The 23,315-nt window shown below is 39.9% G+C and carries 21 protein-coding genes; 15 read left to right on the plus strand and 6 right to left on the minus strand.

Annotation, left to right across the window (positions count from 1 at the left end; translation table 11 throughout):
* The first annotated feature begins 133 nt into the window (after nucleotides 1–133).
* Genes pilV through MTN97_RS00975 form a run of 5 tightly spaced genes read left to right on the plus strand, consistent with a single transcriptional unit; the run spans nucleotide 134 to nucleotide 6,003 of the window.
* Nucleotides 134–733, plus strand: a complete 600-nt coding sequence (pilV, locus tag MTN97_RS00955) for a type IV pilus modification protein PilV (RefSeq protein WP_039487075.1) — start codon at nucleotides 134–136, stop codon at nucleotides 731–733.
* Between the two features lies 1 nt (nucleotide 734).
* Nucleotides 735–1,769 (plus strand): PilW family protein, encoded by a 1,035-nt coding sequence (locus tag MTN97_RS00960; RefSeq protein ID WP_010555105.1) that lies wholly within the window; start codon nucleotides 735–737, stop codon nucleotides 1,767–1,769.
* On the plus strand, nucleotides 1,757–2,287 hold the full coding sequence (locus tag MTN97_RS00965) for a pilus assembly protein PilX (RefSeq protein WP_248473412.1): 531 nt from the start codon (nucleotides 1,757–1,759) through the stop codon (nucleotides 2,285–2,287). The genes MTN97_RS00960 and MTN97_RS00965 overlap by 13 nt, the downstream gene beginning before the upstream one ends.
* Before the next feature lies 1 nt (nucleotide 2,288).
* Nucleotides 2,289–5,558: a pilus assembly protein gene (locus MTN97_RS00970; RefSeq protein ID WP_248473415.1), complete on the plus strand. Its 3,270-nt coding sequence runs from the start codon at nucleotides 2,289–2,291 to the stop codon at nucleotides 5,556–5,558.
* A gap of 19 nt (nucleotides 5,559–5,577) precedes the next feature.
* On the plus strand, nucleotides 5,578–6,003 hold the full coding sequence (locus tag MTN97_RS00975) for a type IV pilin protein (RefSeq protein WP_248473416.1): 426 nt from the start codon (nucleotides 5,578–5,580) through the stop codon (nucleotides 6,001–6,003).
* 6 nt (nucleotides 6,004–6,009) lie between these two features.
* Here the strand turns inward: MTN97_RS00975 and MTN97_RS00980 are convergent, their stop codons facing one another.
* Nucleotides 6,010–6,540, minus strand: coding sequence for a GspH/FimT family pseudopilin (locus MTN97_RS00980; RefSeq protein WP_165734754.1), 531 nt, complete (start codon nucleotides 6,538–6,540; stop codon nucleotides 6,010–6,012).
* Between the two features lie 79 nt (nucleotides 6,541–6,619).
* Complete coding sequence (locus tag MTN97_RS00985) at nucleotides 6,620–7,189, minus strand: GspH/FimT family pseudopilin (RefSeq protein WP_248473418.1); 570 nt, start codon at nucleotides 7,187–7,189, stop codon at nucleotides 6,620–6,622.
* Nucleotides 7,190–7,348: 159 nt separating this feature from the next.
* Between MTN97_RS00985 and MTN97_RS00990 the strand changes: the two genes are divergently transcribed.
* Nucleotides 7,349–7,687: a P-II family nitrogen regulator gene (locus MTN97_RS00990; protein ID WP_013464483.1), complete on the plus strand. Its 339-nt coding sequence runs from the start codon at nucleotides 7,349–7,351 to the stop codon at nucleotides 7,685–7,687.
* A 55-nt stretch (nucleotides 7,688–7,742) separates the two neighbouring features.
* Here MTN97_RS00990 and MTN97_RS00995 read toward each other — a convergent pair whose 3' ends face one another.
* On the minus strand, nucleotides 7,743–8,507 hold the full coding sequence (locus tag MTN97_RS00995; protein ID WP_013464484.1) for an outer membrane protein assembly factor BamD: 765 nt from the start codon (nucleotides 8,505–8,507) through the stop codon (nucleotides 7,743–7,745).
* Between the two features lie 141 nt (nucleotides 8,508–8,648).
* Between MTN97_RS00995 and rluD the strand changes: the two genes are divergently transcribed.
* The 3 genes from rluD to clpB all read left to right on the plus strand — a co-directional run bounded on the left by rluD (nucleotide 8,649) and on the right by clpB (nucleotide 13,033).
* Complete coding sequence (gene rluD / locus MTN97_RS01000; protein WP_013464485.1) at nucleotides 8,649–9,626, plus strand: 23S rRNA pseudouridine(1911/1915/1917) synthase RluD; 978 nt, start codon at nucleotides 8,649–8,651, stop codon at nucleotides 9,624–9,626.
* 2 nt (nucleotides 9,627–9,628) lie between these two features.
* A complete protein-coding gene (gene pgeF, locus MTN97_RS01005) occupies nucleotides 9,629–10,360 on the plus strand; it encodes a peptidoglycan editing factor PgeF (RefSeq protein ID WP_248473420.1) in 732 nt (243 codons plus the stop codon).
* 96 nt (nucleotides 10,361–10,456) lie between these two features.
* Complete coding sequence (gene clpB / locus MTN97_RS01010; RefSeq protein ID WP_036983227.1) at nucleotides 10,457–13,033, plus strand: ATP-dependent chaperone ClpB; 2,577 nt, start codon at nucleotides 10,457–10,459, stop codon at nucleotides 13,031–13,033.
* A 62-nt stretch (nucleotides 13,034–13,095) separates the two neighbouring features.
* Here the strand turns inward: clpB and MTN97_RS01015 are convergent, their stop codons facing one another.
* Nucleotides 13,096–14,643 (minus strand): methyl-accepting chemotaxis protein, encoded by a 1,548-nt coding sequence (locus MTN97_RS01015; RefSeq protein WP_248473422.1) that lies wholly within the window; start codon nucleotides 14,641–14,643, stop codon nucleotides 13,096–13,098.
* Between the two features lie 425 nt (nucleotides 14,644–15,068).
* On the opposite strand from MTN97_RS01015, the gene gshA reads away from it, so the two are divergent.
* Both gshA and MTN97_RS01025 read left to right on the plus strand, forming a co-directional pair.
* Nucleotides 15,069–16,646: a glutamate--cysteine ligase gene (gene gshA, locus MTN97_RS01020; protein ID WP_248473423.1), complete on the plus strand. Its 1,578-nt coding sequence runs from the start codon at nucleotides 15,069–15,071 to the stop codon at nucleotides 16,644–16,646.
* Between the two features lie 435 nt (nucleotides 16,647–17,081).
* The gene (locus tag MTN97_RS01025; RefSeq protein ID WP_013464490.1) at nucleotides 17,082–17,690 is read left to right on the plus strand and encodes a transglycosylase SLT domain-containing protein; all 609 of its coding nucleotides are present in this window, start codon (nucleotides 17,082–17,084) and stop codon (nucleotides 17,688–17,690) included.
* A gap of 42 nt (nucleotides 17,691–17,732) precedes the next feature.
* Here the strand turns inward: MTN97_RS01025 and MTN97_RS01030 are convergent, their stop codons facing one another.
* Together MTN97_RS01030 and MTN97_RS01035 are read right to left on the minus strand one after the other, a co-directional pair.
* Complete coding sequence (locus tag MTN97_RS01030; RefSeq protein WP_013464491.1) at nucleotides 17,733–19,001, minus strand: HlyC/CorC family transporter; 1,269 nt, start codon at nucleotides 18,999–19,001, stop codon at nucleotides 17,733–17,735.
* A 61-nt stretch (nucleotides 19,002–19,062) separates the two neighbouring features.
* On the minus strand, nucleotides 19,063–19,869 hold the full coding sequence (locus MTN97_RS01035) for an inner membrane protein YpjD (protein ID WP_069440272.1): 807 nt from the start codon (nucleotides 19,867–19,869) through the stop codon (nucleotides 19,063–19,065).
* 223 nt (nucleotides 19,870–20,092) lie between these two features.
* Between MTN97_RS01035 and ffh the strand changes: the two genes are divergently transcribed.
* The 4 genes from ffh (at nucleotide 20,093) to trmD (ending at nucleotide 23,303) form a co-directional block, all read left to right on the plus strand.
* Complete coding sequence (gene ffh, locus MTN97_RS01040) at nucleotides 20,093–21,472, plus strand: signal recognition particle protein (RefSeq protein WP_008464738.1); 1,380 nt, start codon at nucleotides 20,093–20,095, stop codon at nucleotides 21,470–21,472.
* Nucleotides 21,473–21,733: 261 nt separating this feature from the next.
* On the plus strand, nucleotides 21,734–21,982 hold the full coding sequence (gene rpsP, locus MTN97_RS01045; RefSeq protein ID WP_008114468.1) for a 30S ribosomal protein S16: 249 nt from the start codon (nucleotides 21,734–21,736) through the stop codon (nucleotides 21,980–21,982).
* Between the two features lie 17 nt (nucleotides 21,983–21,999).
* Complete coding sequence (rimM, locus tag MTN97_RS01050) at nucleotides 22,000–22,536, plus strand: ribosome maturation factor RimM (protein WP_008114470.1); 537 nt, start codon at nucleotides 22,000–22,002, stop codon at nucleotides 22,534–22,536.
* Nucleotides 22,536–23,303, plus strand: a complete 768-nt coding sequence (gene trmD / locus MTN97_RS01055; RefSeq protein ID WP_248473425.1) for a tRNA (guanosine(37)-N1)-methyltransferase TrmD — start codon at nucleotides 22,536–22,538, stop codon at nucleotides 23,301–23,303. Before rimM ends, trmD begins: the two co-directional genes overlap by 1 nt.
* Nucleotides 23,304–23,315 lie beyond the last annotated feature (12 nt).

A 23,315-nucleotide genomic window follows, 5' to 3' on the forward strand; every position in this document is an offset into this window, starting at 1 on the left:
ATCAACGGTGTTATTGAATAAACAGGTTTAATTAACCGTTTATCAACAAATATAACCGCTTGTCTTAGTCCTCATTGATTCCTCAAATAAATAGCATAAACTTATAATCAGATAATTTTTATTTGGTTCTATTATGCAGTCATCTCAAACAAAAGTGCAAAGAGGCTTCACTCTAATTGAAGTGTTAATTGCATTTATTATTCTTAGTTTTGGTCTTTTAGGCGCAGTTGCCTTGCAAGCAAAAGCAAAGCAGGCGAGCTTTGACTCTATGCAGCGTGCAGCCGCCGTTGCGCTTGGTACTGATATTGTGCAGCGCATACGAGCTAACGATACCATTACCTCTATTAAACTTTATGGTTCTTATAACGGCGATAAAGCAATAAAAAGTGATAGCAAGGAGACCGAATCATCAGCTTGCTTTGCTAGTGATAGTGAGTGTGACACTGAGCAGATAGTATCTCTGGACGTGGCACAATGGAAGCGTGCTATCAGCGCACGTAGTACTGAGGATAAATATAGTACCGGCTCCTTAGATGATGCCACCGTGTGTATTAGCCAAACCTCAGCCGCTAATACGGGCGGTAAAGGGTTTAATATTGAAGTCGTTATATCGTGGCAAGGGCGACAAGAGTTTAAAGCAAATACAGATACTGGAAAAGTAGCTTGTGGCGATAAGGCTAATAACAAACGTCGCTTAGTGGTTTTAACCAGCTACATATATGTGAGGAGCTAACATGAAGCAAAAAGGGTTTACTCTTGTAGAAGTTATGATTTCACTATTTATTGGTGGTTTGATTTTAGGTGGCGTTATGTTTACTTTTATTAGTATGAAATTAACCACAAAAGACACAATGGCAATAGGTGAACTCCAAGAGTCAGGACGCTTAGCTATAAATATTATGCAACGTGATATTGAGCAAGTAGGTTTTTGGGGAACTTATTACGATGACTCGTTCACAGCTGTAAATACAACAGTTAGCTCTTTAGCACCCACTAAAGATTGCGTTGGTGCTGATGGAACTAATAACGGAAGTTTTCCAGATTTAACCAGTAGTAGTAATTTTCGTACTATATATGCAGAAACAGCTGAAAGTACAAGTGAATTAAACTGTATAGGTGATGCAACTCAAGGGAGTGATATTCTTCAACTCAAGTTTCTACAAGGTAACTTACAATATGTGCCTACCTATAATGATGATGGCACAATTACTTATGAAAACAAAACAACGGGTAAAGATAATAGCGCAGTCTATTTCTTTATTGCTGAGCAAGAGCAAGCGAAATTTGTAACTGGTGAATATACTCCGACAAACGATAATGTAACTATATGGCCATATACTCATCACGTTTATTATATTTCAGAGCAAGAGTATGAAGTTAATAATAAAAAAATAAAAGTACCTGTATTAAAACGAAAACGATTAGTAAAAGGAAAAATGACCAATGAAACGATAATGGAAGGTGTTGAAAACATGCGTTTTATTTTTGGTCTTGATACTAACAGTGATAGCAAGGTTGACACTTATAAAAGCATTGAAAAAATAGCCTCTTCTGAATGGGAAAACCGTAAAGGTATTTTAACTGTACAAGTGTTTTTACTAGTTAGAGCATTGCAACCAGATCCGGGCTTAAAAATAAAAAATCAAAAATATACCTTAGGTGAAGGTGCAGGTAAACGAGATCTAACTTTTAATGATAATTATAGACGCACTGTTTTTACAACAACTATTCGTTTAAGTAATGTTGGAGGTAATCTATGGAAAATTTAAAGTTGTTACCAAGTAAGCAACAAGGTGTCGTGCTTATCACAGCATTAATTATGGTGATAGCTGTTACCGGCATTGCAGTTACTCTTATGAGTAGCAGTACGATTGATATTAAAATTACCAACGCAGCCCAAGAGCGCGAGGTTGCAGAAAATCAACTAATTGGTGAAGTGCTAAGAGTGATTGCGTCAGAAGCTAAAAAGGGTGCTGATAGTAACTTTTTTCTTACTCGAGATGAGACAAAAACAGATACCGGTAAGTTTGATAGTGACGGCAAAAAAAAATATAAATTCGAGAAAGATATTACAGAGGCAGGAAACGATATGAAAAGCATAATGACGAACATGAATCGTGGTTCCTTAGAGCTTAACTGCCCTCGTAGCTATAGTTATACTGCCGGGGTTTCGTGCAACATGATTCAAGTGGCTACTACTATAGAGTATGGCTCTAAAAGTAAACACTCTCTCACTATAGTTACAGGAATTGCGCAAGAAATGGCTGATAAAGGTAAGGGGATTTAACATGAAACGAGCAACTAATTTAGTACTTACCTATATTATGTGCCTTTTTTTTACAATGACCGCAGCCGCGGAAGACATAGAGTTGTATGTAAACAAGAATGCCAACATAGATGAAAAGCCACGGGTACTATTTATTTTTGACACATCAGGGAGTATGGCGTGGGATGTGACCGATGGAGGGCAGTGTTATAAATGGGATGGGAGATCGGTAAATTACCCTGATTTTTATCAAACAACTTGTTTTGAGAGCTCAGGCCCCAATAACACAGAGCAATGCTTCAAAAAAGCTGATACAGGCTCACGGTGGGGGCGTTTTTATAATGGACCATCAACAAGTGCTGGATATAGTTACAGTGATGGATATTATAGTGCTACGTGTAATGAAAGTCGCTTAAATGTTGCAAAAACTGCAGTGAAACAACTGGTTAAAGATAACGACGACATTGATTTTGGTCTGATGCGTTTTAATTATAACGCTGATAATGAGCCAGGTGGTGGCTATGTGCTTGCTAGAATTGGTGCAAATGAAAATACACTAGTTAAGGAAATTAATGAACTACCTGCATATGGTTCAACTCCATTAACAGAAACTTTGTGGGAGGCATATTTATACATTACAGGAAAAAGTATTAAGTTTGCAGATGGTGTTCAAGACAGAGATAAAAGTGTTGATAATAATCAAAATTACAAATCACCTTTTAGAAAAAATAAAGGGAATAAACTGCGCTGTGATAACTCCATAAACGTTATATTAATGACTGACGGCGAGCCGCAAAATGATGGTGAAGCGAATACGGATATAAATAATATTCATAAAAGCTTGTTTAATCGTGATGCTAATTCGTTTGGTTATTATAATAGTTACTTAGTCGCTTTGGCGAGAATATTACATGGTACTGAAGATAAGCAAGTTGATCTCTATCCATCTACAACAGAGTCTATTGATACGGCTCGCTTATTTACCATTGGTTTTGGTAATAGTATGAGGGTAGAGGCACTTGATCTACTTGAAGAGGCTGCAAAAGTAGGGGGGGGTAAATATCTTCATGCAAATTCGGCGGATCAACTATCTGAGGCGTTTAAAAATACTATTACATTAATACGCGAGGAGAACAGTACATTTACCTCTCCGTCTTTTGCAAGTAATAACGTGGATCAAACCCGTAGCAAAGATGCGGTATACCTTGCGATGTTTTATCCAGAGGTAGGCACTCGGTGGCGCGGTAATTTAAAAAAAATAAAAGTGATGGGAAATAAACTTATAGATTCAACATCAACGCTTGCATTAAATAGTGACGGATTAATTAAAAAAGATGCTAAAACATTTTGGACGAAGGGCAATTTAGCTGACGGCAACTCCGTTGAAAGCGGTGGAGTAAATGCGATGCTGACAAGTTTAGATCCGGGTAAGCGTAAATTAATTTCAGATATTGGGGTATTTAATATATCTAACCTTGTGAAAGTTTATGGTGACAAAGAAAAAGCTGCTGGTGTTTTTAATGTTTCTGAAAGCGTTTTTGATTCAACAATAAACTGGGCACGTGGTGTTGATGTTGATAATGAGAATAGTACAAGCACCCAGCGAGCTGATATTTTTGGCGACCCTTTACATTCAAAACCTGTGGCGATTGATTATGGCAATAATGATGTTCGTATACTTGTCGGTACAAACGCAGGCTTTTTACACATGTTTAAAGATGATGATAGTAAGAATGAAGTAACTGAAAGCTGGGCATTCATACCTTCAGCGTTATTTAATATTATTAAGCCGCTTAGAGCCAAAGAGGCCGGAAAAAAATATGGCATGGATGGCCCTATTAGCGTGTACTCTAAAAATGAGAGTTTAGATGCCGATGGTATTAATGATGGCATTGTTAATGCGGGTAAAGGTGATGCTGTATGGGCGTTTGCAGGCATGCGACGTGGTGGTAGAAACTATTATGGGTTAGATATTACTAAGCCTGACTCACCTTCTTTAATGTGGAGTATTAAAGGCGGGGTAGATTCAGGCTTTGAAGAGCTTGGTCAGTCTTGGTCGAAACCACAAGTTGCGTTTATAAAGGCCTTTGGTGATAAGCCCGTTTTGATTTTTGGCGGTGGCTACGACACCATTAAAGATAAAGACAAAGGGAATAAACGCGATGCAGACTCAATGGGTCGAGATGTGTTTATTGTTGATGCTAAAACCGGTAAAAAGCTTTGGTCACTGCGCAGTAGTAACAATAGCTTTACTGGTAAACACAGTATTGCCGCAGACGTTACATTGCTTGACTCTGATTATGACGGTTATATTGATAGAATATATGCAGCAGATACTGGCGGTGATATCTGGCGCATTGATATGCCTAGCGATGATAAAAATGAATTTAGTCACTTTAAATTGGCTGAGCTAGGTGCTGGAGCAGATAGACGTTTTTTTTACAAACCAGTCGTGGCTAGAACCATGTTTAGTAAAGTAACAATAAAGGGAGGTGTTACCACTAGACTAGACACCCCATTTGATGCAATTGTTATCGGCAGTGGGAAAAGAACAAACCCTAAGGATGCTGAAACAGCAGATCAGTTGTTTATGATACGAGACGAAAATACAGTTACACAGTCATTTAAAGGTAAAAAGCCTGAGGTTATTAAACCAGATGATTTAATGAGTATGAATGATGATAAATTTGGTAGTGCATTAGATAGTGTTCCGTCAGATGATAAAGAAGAGGGGCCAACAGACTTTGAAGTATTAGAAGATGAACTTGCTAATGATTATGTTGGTTGGCGTTACAGCTTGGCAGCAGGAGAGAAGTCATTAGCTGCTGCAACCGTTGTTGGTGGCGTTGCTTATTTTACATCTTTTACCCCCACATTAGAGTCATCAATTAAAAATCAATGTTCATTGAGTGGAGGAGGGGGCTCTCTTTACGCTTTTCATCTTCATTATGGTACTAAGGTATATGATAAACTTAAGTTTGATACAGGTAATGAAGTACCCGATACGCCACAACTTTATTTTGGTTCTTCATGTGCAGATAGTGATGATAACGGAAAGTGCGATGATGATCCTGATGAGGAAGTAAAAAGTCAGTTTTATCTAATTGGGCCGGGTATCAAAGGTGAAAATGCAGAAAACCCGCTTCAACCACTTGAAATTACAGGGCCAGGATTAAAAGTTGTTGATGGTAAAATACAACTTGTAAAAGATAAAGCGCTAGGGTTTGGTTTTAAAACCCAGCAAACTTACATTTATAAGCGCGAAGAAAACGACGAAATCAAATCTAATTAAGATGATTAAGGATGTTTAAATGAATAAAAAGCAACATGGATTTACCTTAATTGAGCTGATGATAGCAGTTGCTATCGTCGGTATACTTGCAGCAATTGCATTGCCTAATTATACAGAATATGTAAAACGTGCCTCACGTGCAGAGGCAGTTGCAGCATTGTTAGATGCTGCAAACAAGGAGGAGCAGTATTTTGTGGATAATAGGGAATATACAGAGACATTTACTGATTTAGGATTGCAAGACAAAACCGAGAATAAACATTTTGAATTAACGATTACAGTGACCGATAAAAACGCTTTTACAATCACTGCTAAACCCGTGGCAGGGCCGGTAAAAGGAGATGGTGATTGCACCGAGCTATCTATAAATGATATAGGTACTAAAGGCGCGCAAGGGGCAAAAACAAACGAAGGAAAGGATGTTGACTACTGCTGGGGAAGATAACTAGAGTTACTTTTTCTGGCATTTATCAGTTGATTTAATACGAATTCTACCCGTTTGACTTACAGATAAAGCCAATCCTTTGAGATTGGCTTTATCGCTATTAGGGCAATATATAAAAGTCCCATTTTGGAAGCCATTTAATGACCCGTCAGGACGAAACGTAATAGCGCTACGGGGGTACTCTAAAGTATCGGCCTCATTAACATCCTCGAAAGTGCTTAAGAGTAGTTCATCATCATCTAGAGTCGTTGATTTATCTTTGTCGATAAACAGTGACATGTGACCATCCCACTCATCTTTTGTACATTGACTGTCTTTTAGTGCGCAAAGCGTGACGTAAGTAGCATTTTCAATTGCGTAAAGGCGGCCATAATTTATATTTCGGTGTAGCAGATTCACATGGTTATCTAATCGGTTTTTAGCCAATAAGTCTGGATAAAACCACATCGATAATTGACTGATTACACTGACAACAGCAATTGAAACCATTAATTCGAGAAGTGTCACTCCTTTGTTTTTTGATATTGATAATCTCATCCTTGAAGACCTGAGTTAATAAATGATTAGCTCAGTCTAGTAAATGATACAAATATGACAAGATAAGTTTGTATGTTTTTTAGTCGCACGTTTCGTCAGTATCACCAAGATAAAAAGCTGTACCAGAGACAGATACGCTAAGTGCTTTATTGCTTTTGTTATCACTATTAGGACAATAAATAAAACCGGTCAACTCATCAATTTCTGGGTCGATAAGATTTGTTGTAATTCGTCCGCTAGTATCAAAACGAAGATAGCTATCACCCGTGAATTTTATTTTGTCATTAGAAGACACATCCGACATTACGCGTAGTAGGCTATCATTTGCACTATCATAGTTATCATTATTATTAGCATCTATAAATAAGATCACAGTATTAGTTGAGCCCCACCCACTTTTACATGTGAGATTGGAAGTGCCAAGATTTTTTGCACTGGGAACAGGACACACAATGACTATTTCATCTGTACTTGCTGCTTGAGAGCGTGCATAGCTAATATTTCTTTTTAACTCCAACAAAAAGTTCTCAGCTCTATTTTCTTCTAGCATATCGCTGCTATTCCAAAGTGCAATTGAGGCAATAATGCCAACAATAGCCACGGTTACCATGAGTTCTAAAAGAGTGAATCCGTTTTGTTTGTTTTTCATATTAATCTCATTTACTGCTAGTTATCTAAGTATGCTATTTTTATATAATAAATTATATCATGATCGGTTGTTTTATCACCGTAATTCAATCGCTTTGTTTGCTATGAACCTCATGATTGTCTAAAATCGAGGCAACTGTAGCTTTAAAAAGTAATTACTATGAAAAAAATAGAAGCAATCATTAAACCGTTTAAGCTCGATGATGTGCGTGAAGCGTTATCTGATGTAGGTATTACGGGGATGACGGTAAGCGAAGTTAAAGGCTTTGGGCGTCAAAAAGGCCACACAGAGCTATACCGTGGTGCTGAGTACATGGTTGACTTTTTACCTAAAGTAAAACTAGATATTGTGCTCGGTGATGAAGACGTAGAACGTGCTATTGATGTTATTGTTAAAACAGCACAAACAGGCAAAATTGGTGATGGTAAAATATTTGTCACTGACGTAGAACGTGTGGTTCGAATTCGTACTGCAGAAGAGGATGAAGAGGCTATATAGTCGAGTAAACCTCGTAAAAAAAGGCGCTAATTTTATAACTAGCGCCTTTTTCGTGTTATTTATTTCTGCTATTAAATTTACGCGTTTGCTCTGCATGCTGACTTAGTTCAGTCAAGCCAAGCTTCTCGTAACTTTTTTCCATCATGGCGAGTGCCGCATCAAGATAACTACTTTGTGAGTAGTGCTCTACCACATATTTACCGCGATTTGCGGCTGCTAAATAGGCTTCACGTTCGTAATAGTAAGTTGCCACTTTTAGCTCATAACGTGCCATGCGGTTTAATAACCAAACTAAACGACGTTTTGCTTCTGGCGCATAATCACTTTCTGGAAAACGTTTAACCAAAGTTGATAAGTCGGTATAAGCAACACGGGTGCGTTTAGCATCTCTGTCGGCTCTGTCTACGCCAAAGTATTCTTGGAAAGCATTTTTATCCGCCTTAATATTAACCAAGCCACGCATGTAGTACATGTAATCTAAATCTTTGTGGTTTGGGTTTAAGCGAATAAAACGGTCGATTGTAGCAAGTGCTTGCTCTGTATTACCTGATTGGTAATGTGCATACACTAAATCCATTTGGACTTGTTTTGAAAACGGACCAAACGGATAGCGAGAGTCAATTGCCGTTAATAATTCAATTGCACGAGCGTATAAACCAGAATCAAGCGTTTGTTTTGCATCTTCGTATAGTGCTTGTGCCGATCTGTTGGGTACGCGTTGAATATCTTCTTGGTCAGGTGCAGACGAGCAGGCCCCTAAACTAAGCACTGAAACTGAAAAAACAATGGCGAATGCACGTTTCCCTATTTTATTTATCATTTTATTTGTTACCTTCGATGTCTTCGGCTAGGCCAAGTGGGTAAAACCGAGTAAACTATGCGTATTATGTTATGCTTTTATTAAAAGCGATTCTAACCCAGTCAAGCAAAGCTTGCACTGGTAAATTGGGTAAAGTTACTAATGTCAGAGCAAATATCTCTCCAAGCCGAGGTCCCAACAGACTTAGGTGGTAAACGTCTAGACCAAGTATTAGCACAATTGTTCCCTGATTATTCACGATCACGGATAAAAACGTGGATTTTAGATGATAAAATCACCGTTGATGGTGAAATTTTCAACACCCCGCGTGAAAAACTACTCGGTGGTGAAGTTGTAGCTGTTGAAACAACAATAGAAGCACCTCGTGAATACGAAGCACAAGATATCAAATTAAACATCGTTTATGAAGACGATGATATTTTAGTGATCAACAAACCAATGGGATTAGTGGTTCATCCTGGCGCAGGTAACCCTGACGGTACGGTGTTAAATGCTTTATTACACTACTACCCAGAAATTATTAATGTGCCACGAGCGGGTATTGTGCATCGTTTAGACAAAGATACAACAGGTTTAATGGTTGTCGCTAAAACGATTCAGGCACAAACACATTTAGTTAAAGCACTGCAAAAGCGCGAAAACTTCACACGTGAATATGAAGCGTTATGTAATGGCACTATGACAGCCGGTGGTATGGTTGAAAAACCAATTGGTCGTCATGCAACGCAGCGTACGCATATGGCAGTTCATGAAATGGGTAAACCAGCTATTACGCATTACCGTGTTGCCGAAAAATTCCGCGCCCATACACGTTTGCGTTTACGTCTTGAAACAGGGCGTACACACCAAATTCGTGTGCATATGGCGTACTTAAACCATCCATTAATTGGCGATCAATCTTATGGCGGTCGTCCTCGTCCACCAAAAGGGGCAACGCCTGAGTTATTTGAGTTACTGCGTAGCTTTAAACGCCAAGCGCTTCATGCCGTTAAATTAAGTATTGCGCATCCAATCACCGGTGAAATGATGACCTGGCAAGCGCCTATCCCTGATGATATGGTCCAAATGACTCAAGCATTGCGCGAAGACACAAAAGCAAACCCTGATATAGCGAGTTAACAATGTTCGGCTTATCAGCTACATGGCAATCTCTTCATGGTGTAGATACATTGAGTACTACACGTGAAGGGGGCGTATCTCAGCCTCCATTCGGTAGTTTGAATTTAGGGTTGCATGTAGGTGATAACAGCCAAGATGTATTAAATAACAGAGCACGTGTAAATGCTCATTTGCCTAAACCGGCAATTTGGTTAAATCAGGTTCATAGCGCTGATGTAATTACAGTGGATGAGCGATTTGACCCCAATCAAATACTCACAGGCGATGCGTTATATACGCAATTACGCAATCAACCTTTAGCCATAATGACCGCTGATTGTTTACCTATTTTACTCTCATCGAGTGACGGGCAAGAAGTGGCCGCAATTCATGCCGGTTGGCGAGGGTTAGAGCAAGGGGTGATAAACAATGCGCTGGCATGTTTTAAAAATGCCTCGGCGAATATACATGCTTGGTTAGGTCCTGCAATAGGGGCTAATCAATTTCATGTCGGTCAAGAGGTAGTCGAGTTATTTACAGCAAATAACCCCCTAATGCACAGCGCGTTCAAAGCTCAAAATAATGAAAAGTATTTAGCTGATATCTATCTAATAGCAACTATTTTACTTAATCAACAGGGCGTTATAAACATTAGCGGGGGTGAGCATTGCACGGTTTCTCAAGCTAACTTGTTTTTTTCTTATCGGCGCGATGGCCAAACCGGTCGTATGGCAAGTTTGATCTGGCGCAAGTAAATAATCATTAGGTGATTATTTTTCCCTTAATACCTTGATCAAACCCGCTAATATACCCATCTATTAAGTAATTCTTTTTTTTATAGGTAAACCCCCATGCGTTTAGATAGATTTACAAGTAAATTTCAGTCTGCGCTTTCAGATGCGCAATCATTAGCCCTAGGTCGCGATCATCAATTTATTGAACCTGTGCATCTAATGTACGCTTTGTTAAAACAAAGCGGCTCAAGTGTGCGTGCACTATTTGCACAAATGAGCATCAGCGTTGATGAACTCAACACTAAGTTATCACAAGAGATAGAAAAGTTATTTAAAGTGGAAGGTGTTGGTGGCGATGTACAGTTGTCAAATAACATGGTTTCACTGATAAACTTATGTGATAAGTACGCCCAAAAACGTAAAGATAAATACATTTCAAGTGAGTTGTTTGTATTAGTTGCGTGTGAAGATAAAGGCCCGCTTGGCAGTGTTTTTAAAGCACTTAACATTACTGCGAGTAAGGTTGAAACGGCAATTGAAGCGATTCGTGGTGGTCAAAAAGTTGACGATCCTAATGCGGAAGAAACACGTCAAGCACTTGAAAAGTACACCATCGATTTAACTGAGCGTGCAGAGCAAGGTAAGCTTGACCCTGTAATCGGTCGTGATGATGAAATTCGCCGCACTATACAAGTATTACAACGCCGTTCCAAAAATAACCCTGTGTTAATTGGTGAGCCAGGGGTGGGTAAAACAGCCATAGCTGAAGGGCTTGCACAGCGTATTATTAATGGTGAAGTGCCTGAGGGCTTAAAAAACAAGCGCGTATTATCACTTGATTTAGGCGCATTAGTTGCTGGTGCAAAATACCGAGGTGAATTTGAAGAGCGTTTAAAATCAGTACTTAATGAGTTGGCTAAAGAAGAAGGCCAAGTTATTTTATTTATTGATGAAATTCATACCATTGTTGGTGCTGGTAAAAGTGATGGTGCTATGGATGCGGGTAACATGTTAAAACCTGCCTTAGCACGCGGTGAACTCCATTGCGTAGGCGCAACCACTTTAGATGAATACCGTAAATACATTGAAAAAGATGCTGCGCTTGAGCGCCGGTTCCAAAAGGTATTAATAGAAGAACCTTCAGTAGAAGACACCATTGCTATTCTGCGTGGCTTGAAAGAGCGTTACGAGTTACACCATTCAGTGGAGATCACCGACCCTGCAATCGTTGCCGCAGCGCAGTTATCGCATCGTTATATTAGTGATCGCCAATTACCCGATAAAGCAATCGATTTAATTGACGAAGCGGGTTCTTCTATTCGCTTGCAAATTGATTCAAAGCCAGAAGCTTTAGATAAATTAGAGCGTCGCATTATCCAATTAAAAATTGAAGATAACGCATTGGCCAAAGAGAAAGATGAAGCAAGTCAAAAGCGCCGTACAGAAATGCTCGAGCTGATCACTGAGCTTGAAGGGCAATACCGTGAACTAGATGAAGTATGGAATGCAGAAAAAGCGTCTTTACAAGGCACGCAGGTTATTAAAGCTGAGCTAGAGCAGGCACGACTTGATTTAGAAGTGGCTCGCAGAGCAAGTGACTTGCAGCGTATGTCTGAACTGCAATATGGACGTATACCTGAGCTTGAGCGCAAACTCGATTTAGCATCACAAGCAGAAATGCAAGAAATGAGCTTGCTTAAAAATCAGGTGGGCGAAGATGAAATTGCAGAAATTTTATCACGTTGGACCGGGATCCCAGTGGCGCGTATGCTCCAAGGTGAACGTGAAAAACTATTACAAATGGAAGAGCAGTTACATAACAAAGTCATTGGTCAAGATGAGGCCGTCGTTGCGGTGGCTAATGCCATTCGTCGTTCGCGTGCAGGGCTTGCTGATCCCAATCGTCCAATTGGCTCGTTCTTATTTTTAGGGCCTACAGGGGTTGGTAAAACAGAACTTACCAAGGCACTAGCAGGCTATATGTTTGATACCGAAAGTGCCATGGTGCGTATAGATATGTCTGAGTTTATGGAAAAACACTCAGTCGCACGTCTAGTCGGTGCGCCTCCAGGGTACGTCGGTTACGAAGAAGGTGGTTATTTAACCGAAGCTGTTCGTCGTAAACCTTATTCGGTTATTTTGCTTGATGAAATAGAAAAAGCGCATCCAGATGTGTTTAATATTTTATTACAAGTCCTTGATGACGGTCGTTTAACGGATGGCCAAGGGCGTACGGTTGATTTTAAAAACACGGTTATCATTATGACCTCCAACTTGGGCTCAGATATCATTCAAGAGCAAGCGGGAAGTAATGATTATGACGAGCTTAAAGCAAAAGTTATGGGTGTTTTACATAATGAATTTAGACCCGAGTTCATTAACCGTATTGATGAAACTGTGGTATTTCACTCACTTTCACATAGTCATATTAAAGAAATTGCAGATATTCAGTTAAGCAAATTACGTCAACGATTGACAGAGATGGGGTATTTACTTGAGTTGACAGATGCTGCTCTTGAGCGAATTGCTGCCAGTGGCTTTGATCCTGTCTATGGCGCTCGTCCACTTAAACGGGCAATACAGCAAACCATTGAAAATCCATTAGCACAAAAACTGCTTAATAATGAATTTCAACCAGGTTGTATCATTGTCATTGATGCTAACGAAGACGGCTTAGTGTTTACGAGTCGATAATCTGAGCACAGCAAAAAGCCGCTGTTCACAGCGGCTTTTTTGTTTCTATTTTAGGGCGTTTGTTAAACTTTAAAAGTCAGTAATAAATCATTCACTTTTCTTGAGCCTTCCACTAGTTCAGCCGCACCACGTGCTACGCTAAAACTCAATTGTAAATTGTCATCCCCTAAGTCTTTAATCTTTTCAACATTGCTACCAATGTCTTTACTTACAACCTGTTGCTGTTCTGCTGCGGCTGAAATATCCGTGGCGAGCTGTGAAATTTCACTAATTTGAATAAAAATACTATCAAGCTCTTGTTGTGTTTGTCCTGTTGTATTAACACAGTCATCGGCTTGTTGTTTTGTGCTCTGCATGATTTTAGACCAGCTAAACAAGGTATCTTGAATTTCTTTAATTGAGCTATGAATTTGTGCCGTGGCGTTTTGAGTTCGTGACGACAGCGCTCTTACTTCATCGGCAACGACTGCAAAACCACGCCCATGCTCACCGGCGCGTGCCGCTTCAATAGCCGCATTGAGTGCCAATAAGTTAGTTTGTTCAGCAATCCCTTCTATTTCACTCATGACTTGGCCAATTTTATCCGCTTCAGAGGCAAGCCCCGTTGCTGTGGCGGCCGCTTGCTCAACTTGTACAGCTAAGTCAGACACCATTTTACTGTTATCTGCAATATGATTCTTGATATCAGAGCAGCTTTGATAAGTAATGCCCACTTTATCAGCCGTGTTATTGGTATTATTAGAGATTTCACCAATCGTGGTACTCATTTGTGACATGGCTGAAGCAATTTGTTCTAGCTGAGTGCCTTGAGAAGAAATACCTTGCTCGGTCAACGTCGATTGTTGATCTAACCCTTGGGCAATCGTATTAAAACTCATGGTTGAATCTTTTACCCGCCCTAGTACCGTTCTTAATTTAGCACTGAGCATCTGCTCTCTATACTCACTAATGCTGTGTGGGTGCGAGCCACTATACACATAACGAGATACAGAGTCTGCTTGGTTTTTTTGTTGTTTGAGGGTTGCAGGTGTGATTACCAGCTCATCATAATTTAAAACTAAAATAACAATACATACTAATAAGTTAATCGCGGCAAGCGAAAGAGAGCCCCACATTGCGACACTGGCTAACCAAATTAAAATACCCGCAATGCTCAAACCTTGTCTTAATGATGTGCGTTCGCGCCAGCTGAATAATGATTTATTAGCGTTAATTTTGGCATAGAGCTTTTGTGCTCTGCGTTTTGCGCGTTGCTCTAGTTTTATTCGCACAGACTGATAACCAATCAATTGGCCATGCTCAAAAATAGGCGTTACAAATGCATCAACCCAATAATAGCGGCCGTCTTTACATAAGTTTTTGACTGCGCCACGCCACGAATGGCCTTGTTTTAAGGTGTCCCACATTTCTTTAAATGCCGCTTTTGGCATATCAGGGTGGCGAACGATATTGTGATTTTTATTTATCAGTTCATCCATCTCGTAGCCTGCGATACTACAAAACTCATGATTGGCATAAGTAATAACACCGCGTAAGTCAGTGGTTGAAACCAACTCTTGGTGTTCTTCGAAGTTAACTTCTTCATCTATTAAGCTTTGATTACGACGCATAGTGACTCTTTATCATTCTTTGTTATGGCGGCTATTGTAATTACTAAAACTAATGTACGTTAGTGATATGTGTAAAATAGCAGGAATAAGACATTTTATTGATATTTATATGATCTTTATCAATATTAAGGGTAATTGAATTTTTCAGTTATGACAAACTTTTAGGGTTTAATTCTATCTTGTCAAAGCGTTTTAAAACGCCATGTTGTCAGCGGCGGATTATGGCAAATAATATGTAAAAGAAATTGTATATTCGTAGTGGCAATGGCAAGATTATCTTTTATAGCGTGAAACAAAGCGTGTTTAAAATCCAGTAAAAACTATATCTAATAAATTCATATAGTTTTTTCATCGTTTAATCTTGAGTAAAGGTAAAAAGACCCCATAACCTTATGATTAAGCCACTTGGCTCGAGGAAACTTTTTTTGACAACTTATAATTTAAAGAACACGCTCAACGCGCTATCTAATGCAGATAATCAACAGGCTATTAAAGGCATTATGCGCGGTATTGAGAGAGAATCATTAAGAATTAATCACGATGGTTCCATTTCAAAACAGGCTCATCCTCAAGGGGTGGGCTGTGCGCTCACCAATGGGCATATTACCACTGATTTTTCTGAATCTTTACTTGAGTTCATTACACCGGTTAGCGAGTCATCAACGCAAACCTTACAGCAGCTAAAAGATTTACAAAAGTTCACCCTAGAACATATGGGCGATGAATTGTTGTGGCCAATTAGTATGCCGTGCTTTATAAATCATCAAGACGATATTGTATTGGCACAATTTGGCGACTCTAATGTCGGTAAAATGAAAACCCTATATCGCGAAGGCTTGAAGAACCGTTACGGCAGTATGATGCAAGCGATTGCTGGCGTACATTTCAATATTTCTTTTCCACAAACGCTATGGCAGTCACTGCATTCATTAAAGCAAAGTAATGCGAAACTTGAAGATTTTATATCGGATAGTTACTTGGCGTTAATTCGTAACTTTAAACGTGAACTGTGGTTAATTAGTTACATGTTTGGCGCATCGCCGGCATTATGTAGCTCTTTTTTACAAGGGCGTAAAAGCGATTTACCGTTTAAAAAACTCGGTAAAGGCACTTTATATTTGGAAGTGGGTACCGCATTGCGTTTAGGCAACTTAGGCTATACCAATAGCGCACAATCGTCATTACGAGTAATGTATAACTCATTAGATGAATATGTCGCAGGACTTAAAAAAGCCATAAATACGCCTTCAGATATTTACGGCAGTATTGACGATTACACTAGTGCTACGCCAAAGCAATTAAATAAAAACATTTTGCAAATAGAGAACGAGTTTTACTCGCCAATTCGTCCTAAACGTAATGCAAAAAATGGTGAAACGCCCACTGATGCATTGCTAAGAGCGGGTATAGAATATATTGAAATTCGTGCATTGGATGTTAACCCGTTTAGTGAAGTTGGCATTGACTTAGAGCAAATACACTTTTTAGATGTGTTTTTAACTTATTGTTTATTAAAAGATTCAGCGCCTATGGATTGGAAAGAGCAAACTCGTAGCACTGAAAATCTTGATACTGTGGTTAACCAAGGTCGAGAACAAGGCTTGATGCTTAATTTTAATAATGAGCAGCGCAGCCTAGAATCTTGGGGTGATGAAATATTTAGTCAGTTGAGTGATGTTGCTCAGTGGATGGATACGGCTTACGATGTTGACTACTACTCAAACACCATTAAGCGCATGGCGACTTGGATTCATGATCCGACATTAACGTATTCTGGTCGTTATGTTGAGCAGTTAAAAGCATCAGGGTTAGATAATGGCCACTTTGCACTCTCACTTGCTCAGAAGTACAAACAAAGCCATGAAACAGCAAGTTATACTGAATTTTCAAAATCGTGGCTAGAGCAACAAGCTGCAGAGTCGTACCAAGCTCAAAAGGCAATTGAACAAGCTGATAAACAATCATTTACCGCATTTTTAGATACATACTTCAGGGTCTGTTGACCTTTTCAAATTACAATTTGTTCAAACTAGGAGCGGTTTAATCGCGGCGCGAGGTTTGTAACCTAGTGGGCTAAGTAAAAACCGAGCAAAGCTTCCGCGTCCTGCTCACGCCCCTTACCTACATCCATGTAGGCAACAAAGAGTGAATCGCTCCTAGGCAGAACCCGAAGGGTAGCACCTGTTTAGCATTGATGCTGCGTTATCGCCTGTTTATGGGGAATAACCACACCACATAGGCTTTGCCTTGCCTAAATACCAAATAAGCTGCTGAAAATTCAACCTTGAAAGGTCAACAGACCCAAGTAAGTAGCAGGCAAAAAAAACGCAGCTCATAGTAGCTGCGTAAATATTCTTTAGGGATGAAACAATGCTGTACTGCTGCATTCATAGATTCAGACCCACACTTTTTTAAAAAGTTCAGTGAGATCTTAAAAAATGAAAAAAAATATTATTACCTTATCTTTGTTGCTCACTATAGCTGGGTGTGCAACAGCTCCCCCAAAGCAACCAGAAGATATTTGTAAAATTTTCGAAGAGAAATCTGACTGGTATTTTGATGCCAAAGACGCGCAGGAAAAGTGGGGCTCCCCAAAACATGTGTTAATGAGCATGATGTATCAAGAAAGTTCTTTTCGCCACGATGCAGCACCGCCTATGGAATACTTCTTATGGATAATTCCTACTGGTCGTGCAAGCGATGCCTATGGCTATTCTCAAGCTAAAACACCTACTTGGTCTGATTATATTCGTGAAACAGGTAACAGTGGCGCCGACAGAGACGAATTTGAAGATGCGATTGATTTTATGGCGTGGTTTGTTTATAAAACCCATAAAGTTAATGGTGTGTCTAAGTGGGACGCCTACGCACAGTATTTAAATTATCATGAGGGATGGGGCGGTTATAAACGAGGCACCTATCGTAAGAAAAAATGGCTAATGAGCGTTGCCAATAAAGTAAAACATCGGGCAAGCCGTTATGGCGCACAGCTAAGACGCTGCGAAGATGATTTAGATAAAGGTTGGTTAGAGCGATTGTTCTTTTAGATTAGATTAAAAAGGAGCCAGTAGGCTCCTTTTTCTATTGGTTTATTTTTTACGTTTGTTTGGTTGAATTTTGACTTGTTTAATCATGTTTTCTTTTACCTCAAGTACTTCAACCGGATAGCCTGCAATACGAATACTTAAATTAGCATCAGGGATATCTTCTAAGTACTCAACAATCAAGCCACTTAATGTTTTAGGGCCGTCTAATGGGAATTCCCAGCCCATTTCTTTATTTAAGTCGCGAACGTTAGCACCGCCGTCGACAATATAAGAGCCATCGTTTTGTGTGGTTACTTCTTCACTCGGTGTCCGAGTTTGAGTGGTAGTAAAATCACCCACAACTTCTTCAAGAATATCTTCAAGAGTGACTAAGCCCTGAATGTCGCCATATTCATCAACAACAATACCAATACGTTCTTTTGATAACTGAAATTTTAGTAGCTGAGTGTTAAGCGAGGTGCCCTCAGGGATAAAGTAAATTTCACGTACCGCACGCAATAGCGAAGGCTTATCAAATTGCTCTTTAGTTAAAAGGCGAAGTGCATCACGAGAGTGAATAAAGCCAACAGCATCATCAATATTGTCGCGGTATAAAAGCACTCGAGTATGTTGAGCGTGAGTAAGTTGTTTACTGATTATTTTCCAATCGTCATTAATATCAATCGCCACAATTTCATTGCGAGGGATCATAATATCTTCGACGGTAACTTGTTCTAAATCTAAAATAGAGGTCAACATACTTTGATGACGAGCGGGGATCAGCGCCCCCGACTCATTTAGCACGGTTTTTAATTCTTCTTTACTCATGCTGTGCTCATCTATTTGTGCAGCGCTAATACCAAATAAGCGCAATATACCATTGGTCATCCAGTTAACAACGACAACAAATGGGAAGAGAATTTTTAGTAACCCTTTGAGTATCACCGAACTTGGAAAAGCGACTCGCTCAGGATAGAGGGCGGCCAGTGTTTTTGGCGTTACCTCAGCAAAAATCAGCACCACAAGTGTTAATGCACCTGTTGCTATAGCAATACCTAAATCACCATACAAACGAATACCAATAATGGTGGCAACTTGGGCAGCCGCAATATTGACAAGGTTATTGCCAATGAGGATAAGACCTATCAACCTGTCAGGTCGACTGAGTAATTTACTAACGCGTTTCGCAGCACGATGATTCTCTTTAGCGAGGTGTCGTAAACGAATACGGTTGATTGACATGATTCCGGTTTCTGACCCGGAGAAGTAAGCAGAAAAAAGTACTAATAAACCTAAAATGATAAACAGCGTACTTGTCGATATGTCGTCCAACGATGGATCCTTTTTTTATAAACCAATGCTTATTAAGCTAGAGTGAGCTTTCAGAGTCAAGTTAAAACTTATTTAGAATCACTTCTTGTATAAAACGGCTGCCAAAATAAGCGAGTGTGAGTGTAAATGCGGCCATCATAATACTCACTACCACCATTTTCCCTCGCCAACCTCGTTTTATATGGCCAACGGCAATCGTAGCAAAAATAGCCCAAGCAACTAAAGATAAGATTGTTTTATGAATAAACTCTTTGGCAAACATGCCATCAAGAAATACAAACCCTGTAATCAGCGCCACGCTTAATAATACTGTGCCTAAATTTAATAGTTGATAAAGTTGACGCTCTACCACCATTAGTGGCGGTAAATGGCTATGTACTATTGCTAAATCTTTACGTTTCAAACGTTTATCAATAAAGTAAAATTGTACGCCGTAAAGGGTGGCAATAATTAAGGTACAGTAGGCTAATAACGACAGTGAAATATGCGCAACTAACGCAAGCTCTACATTAATGCTATTAAGTAAAATGTGATGAGGAATAAACAGGCTAGCAATAGTTAACAGGGCAGCAAAGCCGTATACAACAGGTAATAGCAGTGTTGCTGGGAACTTTAAAGAGACGGTGGTGACACAAAGCACTATTACCCAACAAGTCAGTAATGCAACATTAACAATACTTAAATCTTGGCCATCGACTCTAAACACTGAGTTTACTAAAAGCAGCATATGCGCCAAAATAGCGACAGTGCTCAGTATTATGGTAATTTTTTGGCTTGGTCCCTGACGATGAAACAATCGCGAAAGCACGTGAGACGTTGCTAACACATAAAATAAACTGGCAATAATAGTTAAACTAATAATCAGCATTTTGCTTTGGCCACTTAATTGAAGTCAAATAATTCGTGTTCGTTATCTGGGCATTGTATTTTATAGCAACGCAAATGCATAGACCCTGTAAAAAGAAACTCAATAAGCCGCATTTCAGCACTGTATTGTATGCCATCATTTACGGTATACTATTCTTAATTGAATTTTAATAACATCGACCTTATTAATAGAGTTGATATAAACGTCTTTTCGGAACCGTTACATGTTTGAGAACCTCCAAGAACGATTAGGTAAAACCCTAAAAAATATTAGTGGCCGTGGTCGCTTAACTGAAGACAACATTAAAGATACACTTCGTGAAGTGCGAATGGCATTTTTAGAAGCCGATGTGGCGTTGCCTGTTGTTCGCGAGTTTGTAAAGCAAGTTAAAGAGCGTGCGGTTGGTGTTGAAGTCACCAAAAGCTTGAGCCCTGGCCAAGTATTTATAAAAATTGTTCGTGAAGAACTTGAAAAAGCCATGGGTGAAGCCAACGAAGAGCTAAGCCTTAACGCACAGCCACCGGCGGTAGTGATGATGGCTGGTCTTCAAGGTGCGGGTAAAACCACCAGTGTAGGTAAGCTGGCTAAGTTTTTAAAAGAGCGCAAGAAGAAGTCTGTGCTAGTGGTGAGTGCCGATGTGTATCGTCCAGCAGCAATTAAGCAATTAGAAACCTTAGCAACAGAAGTTGATGTAGAATTTTTCCCAAGTGATATTTCGCAAAAACCAGTTGATATTGCAACTGCTGCCATTTCTCATGCGAAAAAGAAATTTATTGATGTTGTATTAGTCGATACTGCGGGTCGTTTGCATGTTGATAGCGACATGATGGATGAAATTAAAGCCTTGCATCATGCAATTAATCCAATCGAAACGCTATTCGTTGTTGATGCAATGACAGGTCAAGATGCGGCAAATACAGCAAAAGCATTTGACGAAGCTCTACCGTTGACCGGTGTGATACTGACTAAAACAGATGGTGATGCCCGAGGTGGTGCTGCTTTATCTATTCGTCATATTACTGGTAAGCCAATTAAGTTTATGGGGGTGGGTGAGCGCACTGATGCCCTTGAGCCTTTCCACCCAGACCGAATTGCTTCACGTATTTTAGGCATGGGTGATGTACTTTCATTAATCGAAGAAGTCGAGATGAAAGTAGACAAAGAACAAGCGGCAAAAGTAGCACAAAAAGTATTTAAAGGTGATGGCTTTACGCTGGATGACTTTGCTGATCAACTAAAGCAAATGAAAAACATGGGTGGCATGATGTCGATGCTCGATAAACTGCCTGGCATGCAAAACATCCCAGATGCGGTTAAAGGGCAAATGGGTGATAAAACCTTTATTCAAATGGAAGCGATTATTAGCTCTATGACCAAAAAAGAGCGTGCACGCCCAGAAATCATCAAAGGTTCGCGTAAAAAGCGTATTGCTGCGGGCTCTGGTACTCAAGTACAAGAGATCAATAAACTGCTTAAGCAATTTACGCAAATGCAAAAAATGATGAAGAAGATGAAAGGTAAAGGTGGCATGCAAAAAATGATGCGTGGCATGAAAGGGATGTTACCACCTGGCATGATGGGTGGCGGTGGTCCAAAATTTTAATAATTTAACCTTCAACACCTCCAATACGAGATAAAAAGTAATCAATAAAGAGGCAAAATGCCTCTTTATTGTTGGATAAACTATGCACAGAATAGCTTATTCATATACTTTTTCATCTTGGATCACGGTTTAATCTACTAAACTGGCTTTTTGCATCACTTCTTACTTGCATTGTTGCTAAAAACTCGTACAATTCACCGGCTCCCCATACTGGGGAGTAAATCTTATTAATGAAAACAGTCAATCTATTTAGAGGACGGTATGGTAACTATTCGTTTGCAACGTGGTGGCGCTAAAAAACGCCCTTTCTATCAAATTGTGGTTGCGGATAGCCGTTTCTCGCGTGACGGTCGCTTCATCGAGAAAGTAGGTTTCTTTAACCCAATTGCTTCAGGTCAAGAAGAAAAACTTCGTTTAGATTTACCACGTGTTGAACACTGGTTAGGTCAAGGCGCAGGTCTTTCAGATCGTGTAGCTAAATTAGTTAAAGACGCTCGTAAAGCGGCTTAATAGGCGTAAGTGTAACCATGAGTCAAGAGAACACCTCATCAATAATTGTCGTAGGAAAGCTCGGCGCCCCATATGGTATAAAGGGCTGGCTTAAGGTGCATTCATTTACTGATGATCCCCAAGGGATCTTCGATTTCAGCCCGTGGTTGATAGGGCAGCAAGGTAAATGGCAATCCTTAGAAGTGGTCGACTGGCGTCGCCACAACAAAGGCTTTATCGCTAAGTTTGCGCAAGTAAATGACAGAGACCAAGCAATGGCTTATACCAATGTAGAAATTTCTGTTGATTCAGCGCAGCTACCAGAATTACCGCAAGGTGAATTCTATTGGCGAGATCTCATCGGCATGTCGGTTGTAACTGATAAAGGTTATAACTTAGGCATTGTTGATGACCTTATGGAGACAGGCTCAAATGATGTACTAGTTGTGAAAGCAAACAGTAAAGATGCATTTGGCCAAGCAGAACGTTTAATTCCTTTTTTAACTGATTCAGTTATTCAAGAAGTTAAATATGATGCGAAAGAAATTACTGTAGATTGGGATCCAAGCTTTTAATGAGTCAAACAAGTTCGTTGTGGGTAGGGGTTATCAGCCTTTTCCCGGATATGTTTGATGCCATTACACAGCAAGGTGTAACCGGTCGTGCTGTTAAAAATGGCTTAATTGATTTTAACTGCTGGAATCCACGTGACTATGCAACTGATAAGCATAGAACCGTAGATGATCGTCCTTATGGGGGCGGGCCAGGCATGTTAATGATGGTTGAACCATTAAAACAAGCCATTCTTGCTGCCAAACAGGCTGCAGGTGATGGTGCAAAAGTAATTTATATGTCGCCACAAGGGCGCAAATTAGATCAGCAAGGGGCTAGCGAACTCGCAAACTCTGAAAAACTGATTTTAATTGCCGGTCGCTATGAAGGTATAGACGAGAGAATAATAGAATCGTACGTTGACGAAGAATGGTCAATTGGTGATTTTATTTTGAGTGGGGGTGAACTACCTGCCATGACATTAATTGACGCAGTAGCGCGATTAGTGCCAGGGGTTTTAGGACACAACCAGTCAGCAGAGCAAGATTCATTTTCGGATGGCTTGCTAGATTGTCCTCACTATACACGGCCAGAAACATTGGACGACAAACAGGTGCCTGCTGTATTACTCAGCGGAAACCACCAAGAGATAGCAAAATGGCGGCTTATGCAGTCATTAGGTAGAACTTGGCTTCGCCGTCCTGACTTGTTGCATAACCTAGCTCTGACTGAGGAGCAAGCGGTATTACTCGCGAAATTTCAGCAAGAGTACCAAAAAGCTTGTGGCTAGAAGACAGTTACA

This window comes from Pseudoalteromonas sp. 2CM36K (assembly GCF_023161865.1).
Lineage (GTDB): Bacteria > Pseudomonadota > Gammaproteobacteria > Enterobacterales > Alteromonadaceae > Pseudoalteromonas > Pseudoalteromonas tetraodonis.

Coding starts and splice junctions, on each gene's coding strand:
- rpsP (WP_008114468.1), top strand. CDS start 21,734: ATGGTAACTATTCGTTTGCAACGTGGTGGCGCTAAAAAACGCCCTTTC.
- MTN97_RS00960 (WP_010555105.1), top strand. CDS start 735: ATGAAGCAAAAAGGGTTTACTCTTGTAGAAGTTATGATTTCACTATTT.
- MTN97_RS01035 (WP_069440272.1), bottom strand. CDS start 19,869: ATGCTGATTATTAGTTTAACTATTATTGCCAGTTTATTTTATGTGTTA.
- ffh (WP_008464738.1), top strand. CDS start 20,093: ATGTTTGAGAACCTCCAAGAACGATTAGGTAAAACCCTAAAAAATATT.
- MTN97_RS00985 (WP_248473418.1), bottom strand. CDS start 7,189: ATGAAAAACAAACAAAACGGATTCACTCTTTTAGAACTCATGGTAACC.
- clpB (WP_036983227.1), top strand. CDS start 10,457: ATGCGTTTAGATAGATTTACAAGTAAATTTCAGTCTGCGCTTTCAGAT.
- MTN97_RS00970 (WP_248473415.1), top strand. CDS start 2,289: ATGAAACGAGCAACTAATTTAGTACTTACCTATATTATGTGCCTTTTT.
- rluD (WP_013464485.1), top strand. CDS start 8,649: ATGTCAGAGCAAATATCTCTCCAAGCCGAGGTCCCAACAGACTTAGGT.
- MTN97_RS00995 (WP_013464484.1), bottom strand. CDS start 8,507: ATGATAAATAAAATAGGGAAACGTGCATTCGCCATTGTTTTTTCAGTT.
- MTN97_RS00980 (WP_165734754.1), bottom strand. CDS start 6,540: ATGAGATTATCAATATCAAAAAACAAAGGAGTGACACTTCTCGAATTA.
- MTN97_RS01015 (WP_248473422.1), bottom strand. CDS start 14,643: ATGCGTCGTAATCAAAGCTTAATAGATGAAGAAGTTAACTTCGAAGAA.
- rimM (WP_008114470.1), top strand. CDS start 22,000: ATGAGTCAAGAGAACACCTCATCAATAATTGTCGTAGGAAAGCTCGGC.
- trmD (WP_248473425.1), top strand. CDS start 22,536: ATGAGTCAAACAAGTTCGTTGTGGGTAGGGGTTATCAGCCTTTTCCCG.
- MTN97_RS00990 (WP_013464483.1), top strand. CDS start 7,349: ATGAAAAAAATAGAAGCAATCATTAAACCGTTTAAGCTCGATGATGTG.
- pgeF (WP_248473420.1), top strand. CDS start 9,629: ATGTTCGGCTTATCAGCTACATGGCAATCTCTTCATGGTGTAGATACA.
- MTN97_RS00965 (WP_248473412.1), top strand. CDS start 1,757: ATGGAAAATTTAAAGTTGTTACCAAGTAAGCAACAAGGTGTCGTGCTT.
- MTN97_RS00975 (WP_248473416.1), top strand. CDS start 5,578: ATGAATAAAAAGCAACATGGATTTACCTTAATTGAGCTGATGATAGCA.
- MTN97_RS01025 (WP_013464490.1), top strand. CDS start 17,082: ATGAAAAAAAATATTATTACCTTATCTTTGTTGCTCACTATAGCTGGG.
- pilV (WP_039487075.1), top strand. CDS start 134: ATGCAGTCATCTCAAACAAAAGTGCAAAGAGGCTTCACTCTAATTGAA.